This window comes from Actinomycetota bacterium (assembly GCA_012837825.1).
In the GTDB taxonomy this organism is placed as follows: domain Bacteria; phylum Actinomycetota; class Humimicrobiia; order Humimicrobiales; family Humimicrobiaceae; genus Humimicrobium.
Genome location: DUQM01000014.1, coordinates 1 through 12,894 on the forward strand (window position 1 = coordinate 1; position 12,894 = coordinate 12,894).

Annotated in this window: 13 protein-coding genes; all 13 read left to right on the plus strand. The window is 35.1% G+C overall.

The annotated features are described in order from the left end of the window. The first annotated feature begins 158 nt into the window (after positions 1 to 158). The 13 genes from GXZ93_01115 (at position 159) to murD (ending at position 12,866) form a co-directional block, all read left to right on the plus strand. Positions 159 to 458 carry a zinc ribbon domain-containing protein gene (locus GXZ93_01115; GenBank protein ID HHT78392.1) on the plus strand — a complete coding sequence of 100 codons (300 nt, stop codon included), beginning with the start codon at positions 159 to 161 and terminating at the stop codon, positions 456 to 458. Positions 459 to 597: 139 nt separating this feature from the next. Next, positions 598 to 978, plus strand: coding sequence for a hypothetical protein (locus tag GXZ93_01120; GenBank protein ID HHT78393.1), 381 nt, complete (start codon positions 598 to 600; stop codon positions 976 to 978). 26 nt (positions 979 to 1,004) lie between these two features. Next, the gene (locus GXZ93_01125) at positions 1,005 to 1,610 is read left to right on the plus strand and encodes a hypothetical protein (GenBank protein ID HHT78394.1); all 606 of its coding nucleotides are present in this window, start codon (positions 1,005 to 1,007) and stop codon (positions 1,608 to 1,610) included. Beyond that, positions 1,607 to 2,986: an exodeoxyribonuclease VII large subunit gene (xseA, locus tag GXZ93_01130; protein ID HHT78395.1), complete on the plus strand. Its 1,380-nt coding sequence runs from the start codon at positions 1,607 to 1,609 to the stop codon at positions 2,984 to 2,986. Before GXZ93_01125 ends, xseA begins: the two co-directional genes overlap by 4 nt. Before the next feature lie 38 nt (positions 2,987 to 3,024). Further along, entirely contained in the window at positions 3,025 to 3,258 is a 234-nt protein-coding gene (gene xseB, locus GXZ93_01135; protein HHT78396.1) for an exodeoxyribonuclease VII small subunit, read from the plus strand. A 315-nt stretch (positions 3,259 to 3,573) separates the two neighbouring features. Further along, a complete protein-coding gene (mraZ, locus tag GXZ93_01140; protein HHT78397.1) occupies positions 3,574 to 4,011 on the plus strand; it encodes a division/cell wall cluster transcriptional repressor MraZ in 438 nt (145 codons plus the stop codon). Positions 4,012 to 4,042: 31 nt separating this feature from the next. Further along, positions 4,043 to 4,993, plus strand: a complete 951-nt coding sequence (rsmH, locus tag GXZ93_01145; GenBank protein HHT78398.1) for a 16S rRNA (cytosine(1402)-N(4))-methyltransferase RsmH — start codon at positions 4,043 to 4,045, stop codon at positions 4,991 to 4,993. Between the two features lie 18 nt (positions 4,994 to 5,011). Next, complete coding sequence (locus tag GXZ93_01150; GenBank protein HHT78399.1) at positions 5,012 to 5,644, plus strand: hypothetical protein; 633 nt, start codon at positions 5,012 to 5,014, stop codon at positions 5,642 to 5,644. A 4-nt stretch (positions 5,645 to 5,648) separates the two neighbouring features. After that, complete coding sequence (locus GXZ93_01155) at positions 5,649 to 7,343, plus strand: penicillin-binding protein 2 (protein HHT78400.1); 1,695 nt, start codon at positions 5,649 to 5,651, stop codon at positions 7,341 to 7,343. 103 nt (positions 7,344 to 7,446) lie between these two features. After that, complete coding sequence (locus tag GXZ93_01160) at positions 7,447 to 8,937, plus strand: UDP-N-acetylmuramoyl-L-alanyl-D-glutamate--2,6-diaminopimelate ligase (GenBank protein ID HHT78401.1); 1,491 nt, start codon at positions 7,447 to 7,449, stop codon at positions 8,935 to 8,937. 4 nt (positions 8,938 to 8,941) lie between these two features. Continuing rightward, positions 8,942 to 10,351, plus strand: coding sequence for a UDP-N-acetylmuramoyl-tripeptide--D-alanyl-D-alanine ligase (locus GXZ93_01165; protein ID HHT78402.1), 1,410 nt, complete (start codon positions 8,942 to 8,944; stop codon positions 10,349 to 10,351). Between the two features lie 9 nt (positions 10,352 to 10,360). Next, positions 10,361 to 11,374, plus strand: a complete 1,014-nt coding sequence (locus tag GXZ93_01170) for a phospho-N-acetylmuramoyl-pentapeptide-transferase (protein HHT78403.1) — start codon at positions 10,361 to 10,363, stop codon at positions 11,372 to 11,374. Between the two features lie 7 nt (positions 11,375 to 11,381). Further along, positions 11,382 to 12,866: a UDP-N-acetylmuramoyl-L-alanine--D-glutamate ligase gene (murD, locus tag GXZ93_01175; protein HHT78404.1), complete on the plus strand. Its 1,485-nt coding sequence runs from the start codon at positions 11,382 to 11,384 to the stop codon at positions 12,864 to 12,866. Positions 12,867 to 12,894: the final 28 nt, after the last annotated feature.

Genomic DNA, 12,894 nt, shown 5'->3' on the forward strand with positions numbered 1-12,894 from the left:
AAAAAAATAAATATTTTTATAATATTGCAAAAATTTTTATAATATAGTTTGATGTTCTATTGATTGTTTAAATAAAAATATTTTAAGTCATTATATTTTAAAGTAAAGTTTAAAATTCTGACTTTCAAGCACCATAGCTGTTTTAGGAGGATCTGAAAATGCCGATATATAGTTACAAGTGCAGTGATTGTGAAAAAATTTTTGATAAATTTGAAAAACCGACAAACAGTGGCAAAGTAAAATGCCCGGATTGCGGCAGTGAGGCTTTAAGAATTTTTTCACCGGTCGGCATTGTCTTTAAGGGTTCGGGGTTTTACTCGACTGACTATAATTCAAAGAGTTCAAAGCCGGCTTCATCCGTTCCGCCTGAAATCAAAAAAGATGAAAAAGAAGTCGATAAAAAGACAGATAAAGCATCTTCGCCTGCAGAAAGCAAAACAGTTAAAGAAAAGAAATAATGTATAAAAATCTTTTTTATTTTTTTAGTCAATTTAAAGTGTATTATACAATATGTCAGCTTTACTAATATTCTCTTTTATATTATTTTTATTTCATATTTTCAGCTTAAGGTCGATATTTAAGCTTAGAAATAAAGAAATGGCGGCAGATAATCCAAAAATGATGGAAGAGATTAAAAATGAAGTTGGCAAGAAAGGCGGAAAGACTTCTTCAGTTTTTGCCCTGCCCATTATAATCATTATTATGCTGTCTCTTATTGAGCTCGGATATTATTTCTTCGCAGTTTATATTCTTAATGACAATATTATAGTCGTTGGAGCCTCTGTTCTTGCGGGTTTTAATATTTATTCTCTTATAAAATTCTTTCCGAAAATAAAAATGTTTATTAACAGACCTTTGGATTATCTTAAGGAAAAATCAGAGCCTTTTGAAAACATCATGAATGCTATAATGGCAATTCTTGAGATTCTTTTCTGTCTGTATGTTATTATTAAAATAATTCTTGAATTTAATTTATAGATTCCATTTAATAACAGGATAAAAAAATGGCAAAGACTACTAAGATTCTTCTTGTAATACTGATAATAATAATTGTTGCTGCTGTTCTGATAGTTGTATTTATAAACAGGCCTTTTGGAGCTGCAGCCGGAACAACAGCAGATACTGTTGTGACAATAAATAAAAATACCGGTGAAGAGGCAGCAGAAACTACCAGGGAAGAGGCTCTTTCAAGACAGGAACAATATGAAAGCCTGCTTGAGAACAAGGATTTTATTGAAGTATATAATAATTTCCGGTATCTTCAGTCAGAAATAACAGATGCCGGACTGGCAGAAGATAACGGTACTTTGTTTTATATGGTATTTGGTTCGGCTGATTCTTTTGATAAAATAGACCAGTTTTATAAGAATAAAAAAGTACAGTCTGTCTGGAGCAGAACAGAGATATTTGAAACAGTTGATAAAAAACTGGAAGAAGGTTTTATTGAAGACGAAAAAGAAGTATCCGGTGAAAACGGTAATAATGATTTCAGATTTTCCAAATATTCTTTTATTAGTCAGGATAAAGACAGATATTTAAATGTTCTCATAAAATCAATGTCGGACAAAAGCACTCAGATTATGCTGGTATCCTGGAATCTTGATTCATGATGCATTTTTTTTCAGAACAGCAGAAAATATATAAAGTCAGCGAGTTAAATCTTGAGATAAAACGCAATCTCGAATCCTCATATTTTGATATATGGGTAGAAGGCGAGATCAGCAATTATGCCTTTCCCAACAGAAAGCATATGTATTTTACATTGAAAGACGATAATTCAATGCTGAAAATCGCTTTCTTTGAGAATAGTATAAAATCATCAGGTTTTCTTTTTTCAGACACTGCCGGCAATTCTGTATTGAAAGACGGTATCCATGTTTATGTAAATGGTTATGTAAGTATTTATGATAAAAGAAGCGAATACCAGATAATTGCAAAGAATATAATACCTGTCGGGGAAGGCAATCTTCTGCTTGCATTTGAGCAACTGAAGAAAAAGCTTGAAAGCAAAGGTCTTTTTGATGATGCCTGCAAAAAGAAACCTCCTGTCTTACCTGGCAAAATAGGACTCATTACTTCCAAAAGCGGAGCAGTCATAAAAGATATAATCAAGATACTGAATAAGAGATTCGGCAATTATCATCTGGTTTTAAGAAATACACCTGTGCAGGGGAAGCAGGCCGGAAGGGAAATCTGTTCAGCGATAGATGAACTGGAAGAATATGGTGTGGATGTAATAATAATTGCAAGAGGCGGGGGATCTTTTGAAGATCTAAGCTGCTTTAATGAAGAAGAACTTGCAGAAAGAATTTTTAAATGCGGTATTCCCGTAATTTCAGGTGTAGGTCATCAGACAGATTTTACTATTTGTGATTTTGTGGCGGACGTCAGAGCTGCAACTCCCACACATGCTGCCGAAATAGTGATTCTTGATAAACAGGAAACCCTCCGGAACATAATGTCATTATCAGAAAAGAGCCGGAATTTTCTGAAAAAAAAGATTGCTTTCCTGAAACGGGAGATATTTTTGATTTCCTCAAAAAGCATTTTCAGATGGCCAAGGATAATAGTCAATAATTTCTGGCAGTATTATTACAGCTATACCGAAGAACTAAAAAATAATATCAGTTTTATTATTAGTACAGGTAAAAAATCTTTTGGTATTTTAAATTCAAGACTAAGTCCTCTTATTTTAAAAAGGAAAATCATGACGGATACAGACAGTATCAGAGGCAGGGCAACTTTGATAAATGAAAAATATAAATCAGTTTTAATTAAAAAAAGAAATGAAGCCGGCATTATTCTTGAAAGGTTGAAAAGCTCAAATCCTGTTACAATACTGGAAAAAGGATATTCCATTACAAAACTTGTCGGTACCGGTAAAATTGTAGGGGATATCAGTATTGTCACCAAGGGTGATTTAATTGAAACGTCTGTAAAGAATGGAAAATTGTATTCTGAAGTAATAAGAAAAAATAAGTATTAAATATTAGAAAAAATAAATATTGGAAAAGTGGGAATAAAATGGAAAATAAAAATCTGAGTTTTGAAGAAGCAATGCAGAGACTTGAAGATATAGTAAATGAGCTTGAAAAAGAAGGCATCACGCTTGAAAATGCAATGGAAAAATTTGAAGAAGGTGTGAAACTTTCAGAATTCTGTGTAAACAGACTGAATGAAGCGGAAAAGAAAATTGAAGAGCTAACCAGGACTGAAAATGGCGAGTTAAAGGTAAATGATATTAAAATAGATGAATAAGCGTATTCTCCGTTAAATATTCTCTAATGTGATTTAGTGTAATACCTTCGTATAAGCATAATACCCTCATGCAAACATAATATCCTCATATAAATATAATATTCCCATGCAAACATAATATCCTCATATAAATATAATATCCGCATGTATTAATAAATTTATTAATACATTTTTTCATAAAGTTAAAAATAATCTTGACAATACAATTTTATTGGTATATCTTTATGGTGTGATGTGGGGAGAAGTGGGGAATATAACCATAAAAATCCCATAAAAAGAAATATAATTATCATTTATTTAAAAACAAGCGGGAATATGTTTCTAGGTGAGTATCAGAGAAATTTAGACAGCAAACAGAGATTATTTATTCCTACAAAATTCAGGGAAGAACTTACCAGAGGAATAGCAATCGTTTCAAAAGGTTTTGATGAAAAATGCCTGTTTCTTTTTTCAATTGAGAGCTGGGAGGAACTTGCCAGGAAAATTACAAACAATCCGGTTACAAATATAAACATACAGAAGTTTTCAAGATGGTTTTTTAAATCAGCACATGAAGAAGTCCTGGATTCCCAGGGACGTATAAAGATAGATAAAAATCTTGCAGATTATGTAAATATTAAAAAAGATGTTGTGCTGGTAGGTGTTTCAACAAGGGCAGAGATCTGGGCCAGGGAGGCCTGGGAGGAATATGACAGTTCTGCCGAGAAAGAGTTTTCAGGGAATAAAAAGGCTTTTGAAAGCCTTGGTTTTTAAAATTGGTTAAGCGATAAGCCAATTATTATAAATGAAGTTAGAGCAAATACACATACCTGTTCTTTTAAAAGAGAGCTTGTTTTATCTGGATCTTAAGCCGGGAAAGGTAGTATTTGACGGAACTCTTGGCGGTGCGGGCCATACCGTAGCAATATTTAAAGCCATTGCCCCCACAGGCATAATAATAGCAGCAGATCATGACAGCCAGGCTGTCAGCACCGCCGCCAAATTGTTTGAAGGAAATAAGAATGCCCGTCTTTTTAAAGGTAATTTTACAGATGTTCTATCCATGATAAATAAAGCAGGCATAAAAAAAATAGACGGTTTTTTCCTTGATCTGGGTATGTCTTCAATGCAGATAGAAGAATCCGGGAGAGGTTTCAGCTATATGCGGGATGAGCCTCTTGATATGAGAATGGACAATGAAGGAGATTTATCGGCTTTTGAAGTCATTAATTATTATTCTGAAGAAAAGCTGAAAGATATTTTTTACAAATATGGCGAAGAAAATTACGGAGCCGCAATTGCAGGAAATATAATAAAATTCCGTAATAGCAAGGTCATAAAGACAACAGGAGATCTGAATAGAATCATTGAGAAATCCATCCCCCCCAAGGCAAGATATGGTTCAAGAGGTCATCCTTCAAAAAGAATATTTCAGGCAATAAGAATAGAAGTAAACAGGGAGATGGATAATCTGGCTGAGGGAATTGATGACGGGTTCAGAGCATTAAATACAGGTGGTCGGATGGTGATAATATCTTATCACTCATTAGAAGACAGAATAGTAAAGAGAAAATTTCAGACTATGCAGGGAAAATGTTCATGTCCGTCAGGTCTGCCCGAGTGTGTATGCGGCGCCAGGAAAGTCGCGGATATTTTAACCAGAAAGGCAGTCACACCGGGGGACGAGGAAATTAAAGATAATCCGAGATCAAAAAGCGCCAGGCTGAGGGCTATAGAAAAACTGGAAGATATATAAAAGGAAAAGGTATACAAAATGCAGAATACAGCTAAAAATGAATATTATGAGGAATATAAGCCTTCTCTTACTCTGGTAAAAAATGATAATACTGTCAGGAAGGAAAGGGAGCAGTATTATCTTTATTATAATTCCGGTGTTTTTCCGATACTTCTTTTTGTAATATTGTTTTTATGTGTTGGTGTAATTATAAATATCGGAATGAGAATACAGAATCTTAATTATGACAGAACTATTCTCAACCTCAATCAGGCAATCAGAGCTGAAAAAGACAGAAGCGACAGATTGAATTTAAAAATATCGCAGTTAAAATCTCCTTCATTGATAGCCTCAGCAATTGAAATAAAGAATAATTCTGTTCAAGAAGCTGCTGACGCAGGACAGGATAATGAAAATGCTGAAGATTCTTCGACAGATATTGAAGGTAATGCACAATCTGCAAATACCGGAACGGAATTCAGGAAACTGGATATATTTTACAGCCGGACTGCCAGCAGCATGAATATTGCTAAAAACAATTATGATAATACTTATAAAAACATTAATCCGGCTGAGAATACAGATAAATTAAACCTGGGAGCCGTAGCTGATAATGTCAGAGAAGTTCTCCTGGTGGTTTCAGAAGGGATATTAACATTCTTTATTCCTTAAAAAAATGATAAGAAAAGACAATACAAAAGCCAACAGGAGAAGGATTATTTTCCTGTTTTTTTTATTTATTGCAGTTTTTGGCCTTATAGTTTACAGGCTGGTCAATATCCAGTTTGTGTTTGCTGACAAGTATAAGGTTGAAGCAGACTATCAGCATACCGGCGATTATATAATCAAATCCAAAAGGGGAAAAATATTGGACAGATCCGGTATAGAGCTTGCATCAAGTCTTGTGGAAAAAACAATTACCGCTAACCCCAAACTGATAAAAGATGAAGACTATGTTGCAGAAGTAATCGGAGAAATCCTTGGTATTGATAAGGAAAGAATAAAAGAAAAACTTTCTGACAAGGAAAGAGGTTTTGTATATATCGAGCGCAAGGTAGATGCATATATAGCTGATAAAATCAGTTCATATGGATTTGAAGGAATAGGAATAGAAGATGAATGTAAAAGATTCTATCCCCAGAATGAACTTGCAAGCCAGCTTATAGGATTTACAGATATAGATAATATCGGGCTCTCAGGCATAGAGCTTGGCTATGAAGAGCTTCTGAGAGGCATAGATGGTAAATACAGTGCAGAAAAAGATGTATTCGGAAAAATAATAGAAGCGGATGAAGAAAGCTATACTGCGCCCATATCGGGCTCTGATATAGTTCTTACAATTGATTCAGGGCTTCAGTTTTTTACTGAAAATGTGCTGGCACAGGCAGCTGAACAGTATAATGCACCAAGGGCGATATGTGTGGTGATGAATCCCGGAACCGGTGAGATATATTCAATGGCTCAGTATCCTACATTTGATTTAAACAACTATTCGGATTACTCACAGGAGTTTTTTAGCAATTTAGGTGTTTCTTTTACTTATGAGCCGGGCTCAACGTTCAAGATTGTCAATATTTCCTCCGCAATAGACGGAGGTTTTGTAGGGCCGGATCAGTTATTTCATCTTTCTCCCACCATTAAAGTAGGGGACAGGATAATAAAAGAAACACACCGTACTTATGGAATAGATTATACTGTCGGAGATATCATAAAGTATTCAAGCAATATCGGAGCAGTGACTGTTGCTCTGGCCATGGGAAGTGAAAATTATTATAACAGCATTATTAAATTTGGATTCGGAAATAAAACAGGTTTAAATATTCCCGGAGAAGAAAAAGGCATAATAGCCGATTACAAAGCCTGGCCTGCATCAACAATAGGAGCTATTGCAATCGGCCAGAGTATTTCCGTAACTCCCATTCAGCTCTTGAGGGCGGCAAGCGTAATTGCAAACGGAGGATACCTTGTCAACCCCTATATAGTGAAAGAAATTCACCAGAACAATGGGAATATTGAAAAAACCATTCCGGATGAAGGAATAAGGATAATAAGCAGTCTGGCAGCCGACAGTGTCAAAAAAATGATGCTTCAGGTTGTAGAAAGCGGGACGGGAAAACGTGCAGCAATAGAAGACGTTCTGGTATGCGGCAAAACAGGGACAGCACAAAAAGCTAATAAAAGCGGTATAGGATACAGCGAAGGAAGAGTAATTACCTCTTTCATAGGTTTTGCACCATATGATGATCCCAGGATTGCATGTGTTGTAATAATTGATGAACCGCAGGGCAATGAAGAAGAAATCTGGGGCGGAACAGTAGCTGCCCCTCTTTTTGCGGAAATAGTTGAGTTTGCACTTAAAAAAGTAAACTGATACAGATATATTTTAAAATCTTCTTCTTATTTATTTTTATTTCTGATGGAACTATTATTTTAGTTAATATATAATTTTTGTCTTTAAGGAACTGGTTTTAAAAATGGACTTAAAAGAAATAATTAAAGGTTTAGATTATGTTGAAATTATCGGAGATACCGGTAAAGATATTTCAGACATAACTTTCAATTCCAAAACTGCAGTGCAGGATTCTCTTTTTATAGCTGTTCCGGGTTTTAAGAGAGATGGAAAGGATTATGTCAGTGATGCAGTAGAAAACGGAGCAGTAGCTGTAATTTCAAGCAGCAGGACTGATAAAATCCCCGGCATAACCCAGATAATTGTAGAGGAACCAAGGCCGGCTCTTGCTTGTGTCAGCAATAACTTTTTCAACAGGCCATCCGGGAAATTAAAGATTACAGGCATAACAGGAACTAATGGAAAAACAACCACAACTTTTCTTGTCAATTCCATGCTCAGATCAGCTTTATCAGACACCTCTTTTATAACAACCATAATGTCCGGGATATTAAACGAGTGTGCAATATTTGACAGAACGACACCGGAGTCTCCTGAGCTGAACAGATTCTTTAAAAACAGTGTTGAAAAAGGTGTTACCCATGCGATTATGGAAGTTTCTTCACATGCAGTTGACCTGCATAGAATTGATTTCATAGATTTTGAAACATTTGTTTTTACTAATCTGACCCAGGATCATCTTGATTATCATAAGAATATGGAAAACTACTTCAATGCAAAAAAGAAATTATTCATAAAAGAGTATAGAGACATTTTTAAATGCAAAAATGCTGTTATCAATATAGATGATTTTTATGGCAGGATTCTTTGCAAAGAGACTGATCTTGAAACTATCACTTATTCAGCAAAGACAAAGGAGGCAGACCTTTATGCCGATGATATCATTTGCGATACTTCCGGAATAAAAATGAATATTATATTTAGAGGGAAGAGACTGACAGATATTTCTTCTCCTCTTTCCGGTTACTTTAATGTTTATAATATACTTGCTGCAGCAGGAGCGGCAATATCTCTGGGGCTTGACAGTATAAATATAAAAGAAGGCGTCCAAACCGATAATGCCATATCCGGAAGATTTGAAAAAATAAATGGTATTGATGATTTCACGGTAATAGTTGATTATGCACACACACCAGATGGTCTGGAAAATGTTCTGCTGACAGCAAAATCGCTGCTTAAAGACGGCTCCAGGCTGATATCTGTTTTTGGATGCGGCGGAGACAGAGACAAAGGCAAAAGACCGAAAATGGGAAAAATAGCAGGAGATATATCAGATTATATATTCATAACCTCAGATAACCCCAGGTCTGAAGAGCCGGAATCAATTATAAAAATGATAGAAGAAGGTGTCATGGAAACAGGCAACCGGAACTATATAAAGATTCCTGACAGGAGAAAAGCTATCCTGGAAGCTCTGGAAACAGCACAAAAAGATGATATTGTCATTATTGCCGGAAAAGGCCATGAGGATTATCAGGAATTTTCCGGACACAGAATTCATTTCAGTGACCAGGAAGTTGTCAGGGAATGGAATAAAAAAAGAGGCGCTGAGTAAAACCATGGAAAAGATCAGTATAAATGACTTGATTGTCTGGACAGGTTCCCTGCCCGTTCTTTTAAAATCGGGAACAATAAATAATTTTTCTACTGACAGTAGAACCATAAAAAAAAATGATTTCCTTATCCCCCTGAAAGGAGCAAATTTTGACGGGCACAGATTTATTGCGGATTCAATTGACAGAGGGATTTCAGGTTTTGTATTTGAAAAAAATAATGAGTATGCTCTTGATGCATTAAAAAAAGCAAAAGAAAGCAGGATGAAATTATCAGTACTTGAATGTGGAGACACGCTTTCATTTTTAATGAATGCCGCCAAAGGTTACATGCAGAGATATTCTCCTGTTTCCATTGGAATTACAGGCAGTGTTGGAAAAACGACAACCAAAAATTTTGTTGCAGGTATTTTAAAAAATTGCGGTAAAACAGTTTATTCGGAAAAAAGTTTTAATAATGAGATAGGAATTCCAAAAACCGTTTTTGGAACTGACAGCACAACACAATATTTCATAGCTGAAATCGGGATGAGAGCAAGGGGTCAGGTAAGAGAGCTTTCTTCCATCTGTAATATAAAATACGGGATTATAACAAAGACAGGCCCTTCCCATCTGGAATTTTTTGAAAATGTTGAAGAGATTGCCAAATCAAAATCAGAGATATCGGAAACCATCGGAAAAAATAACGGAATGCTTTTTTTAAACGGAGACGATGAGTATTTTCATATTCTGAAGAAGTACTCCGAATGCCAGATAGCTGAATGCGGAGGAAAAAAAGAGTATAAATATAATTTTTCAAATATTTCTGCTGATGAAAATGCATGCTATGGATTTGATTTTAATTTCTTCAGTAAAAAAATCACAGATATAAAATTATCTATTCCCGGGTTCCATAATGTTTATAATGCTGTTCTTGCTGCTGCAATCTCTTTTGAATTAGGTGTGGATCAAAAAATAATAAAAGAATCGATAGAAGAAACTTCTGCAGCTGATTGCAGGATGGAGATAATAAGGGAAAACGGAAAGTATGTAATAAATGATTGCTATAATGCCAATCCTGTTTCTTTCAAAAGCGCTATAGATACATTGAAAATTATTGCCGAAACAAAGAAAGCCAGAAGTATTGCGGTGATAGGCGACATGTTGGAGCTTGGCAGGGAATCGGAAAAATATCATGAAGATCTGGGCAGGTATTTATTGCGCAGCGGTATAAATATTTTAATCGCACTGGGTGATAAATCAAAAAGAGCATACGATATCTATAATGAGGAAAAAAATAGTTCTGCCGGATGTTACTATTTCAAAGATAAGAATTCTTTAATAAAATCTGTTAAAGATATAATTGAAAAGGGAGATATTGTACTCATAAAAGGGTCACGCGGAAATTTAATGGAAGATATTATCAAATATATTTAAATAAAAAAAATGAACTGGATATTTTTATCGGTAACTATAAGCGGTATTTTTTCTGTGTTAATTACAATTGCTCTTATACGGATACAGAAGAAAAGAAATGTCGGGAAGAGCATAAGATCAGATGGTCCGCAGTCTCATTCCGTAAAAGCGGGGACGCCCACCATGGGAGGAATTGCTTTTATTGTTTCCAGCACTCTTTCATTTGTGGTGGTAACGCTGTTAAAATATTACCGCCATCTTGAATTCAGCATAGAGGGAATTTTTCTTTTAAGTATTTTTATCTTATCCGGGTTAATCGGTTTTATTGACGATTTCATAGGTTTCAGAAAAAAAAGAAATCTTGGTCTCAGGGGATGGGTAAAAATTGGGCTGCTTCTTTTAGTTTGTATTTATTTTATATTATTTCTAAAGTTTGTCCTTGATTTTCCCACTACTATATCGATACCTTTCACAAATAAGGTCTTTGATATCGGTAACTGGTATTATCTTATTGTGGCACTTATTATTATAAGCACTACAAATGCGGTTAATCTTACTGATGGACTTGATGGACTTGCTGCAGGAACATCCAGTATTGTGCTTGCGGCTTTTATCTTCATAGCTTTCCTGGAATGGACTGTTTTTAATATCGAATCTGCAATTGATATTGCAGTTATCTGCGGTGGAACAATTGCTGCCTGTATAGGTTTTTTATGGTGGAATACTTCACCCGCGGAAATATTTATGGGTGATACCGGCTCTTTTGCGCTTGGGGGGCTTATCGGTGCAGTAGCCATCCTTCTGAAGCAGGAAATTCTTCTGATAATTATCGGCGGCATATTTATCATAGAGGCTCTTTCGGTCATAATTCAGGTTTTGTTTTTCAAGATATTTAAAAGAAGAGTTTTTAAAATGGCTCCGATACATCATCACTTTGAGCTGCTTGGCTGGCCTGAAATAAAAGTGATAACCCGGTTCTGGCTGGTCTGCTTCCTGTTTGCTGCTGCCGGATTCTCCGTATATTATATTAAATTTATTAACTGACAATAATATGAAAAAAAAAGACAAGCTGATTGATGGTATAGAAAAGAAAAATATTCTTGTACTTGGCCTTGGCAAAAGCGGATTATCTGTCCTGGAAAAAATAAGTCCTCTTTGTAAAAAGATAAAAGCTGTTGACACAAATCCGGACTATGTAAAGTCCGAAAGCCTGAACAGACTGGAAAAACAAACTGATATTGAATTATATCTGGGAAGACTTGATTTTTCTCCGGAAGATCTGCTTAAAAATACGGATATTATCATAGTCAGTCCGGGCGTTCCGTCGGGGCACGAACTTGTCAAATCAGCTGAAAAAAGAAAAATTCCTGTTATAAGCGAAATTGAATTTGCATGGCAGCTTATGAGTGAAAATCAGAAGAGAAACACCGTTGCTGTAACCGGAACAAATGGCAAAACAACGCTTACTTCATTTCTCGGTCTGGTTTTTAATAATGCGGGAAGAAAAGCTGTTACATGCGGAAATATTGGCAATCCGCTTATTGATACTTTTAATTTCAAATACCGGTATCATGAAACCGACACCTATGTTGAAGAGGATGAAATAATAAGAATAATAGAAATTTCCAGTTTTCAGCTGGAAAATATCATAAGTTTCAGTCCTTTTTGTTCAATTATATTAAACATTACCGAAGATCATATTGACAGGCACAGATCAATGATAAATTATGCAGAAACCAAATTCAATATTTCCAGATTCCAAAGCGAAAAAGATTACCTTATCTTAAATATTGATGACGGTTATACTGTGAAGATGATTGAAAGCAGTAATTTCAGGAGCATAAAATCAAAAAAAATTTATTTTTCTCTTGAAAGGAATAAAAACTCTGACTTGTTTAGCAAAGATGAAATTCTTTTCTATGATTTTGGAAGAAAAAAAGGAAGCATAAATATTTCAGAAAGAAAACTGATAGGTTCACACAATATATCAAATCTCCTGGCAGGATTGGGCGCATTAAAGATTTTTGAAATAGAAGATAGGTATATAGAGGAATCAGTAAAAGATTTCAACCCTCTGCCACACAGACTGGAATTTGTAGGCGAAGTAAACGGAATAAAATGTTTTAACGACTCCAAAGCTACCAATCCTGATGCCACATTAAAAGCTCTTGAGAATTTTCCTGAAGGCATAACACTGATTCTCGGCGGACTTGACAAAGGTATGGATTTTTCAAGCCTTATGCCGGTTTTAAGGAAAAAAGCCAGAAATATTATTCTTATAGGTGCCTGCAGATTCAGATTATCCGAGATGCTTGACTCTGATAAAGATTCTTTTAATTCAGTTATAATTTCTAACAGTTTTGAAGAAGCTGTTAGAAAAGGTATTGAAGTCTCAGAAAAAGGAAGCTATTTTATTCTTTCACCTTCATGCGCAAGCATGGATATGTTCAGGGATTATAAGGACAGAGGTGAAAAATTCAGGGGAATCCTAAAGGAAATAAAAAATCAAACTCAGTCCGGTAGAAAAAATGTCTGATCATGATCTTGAAAATAAAAAAATAAAT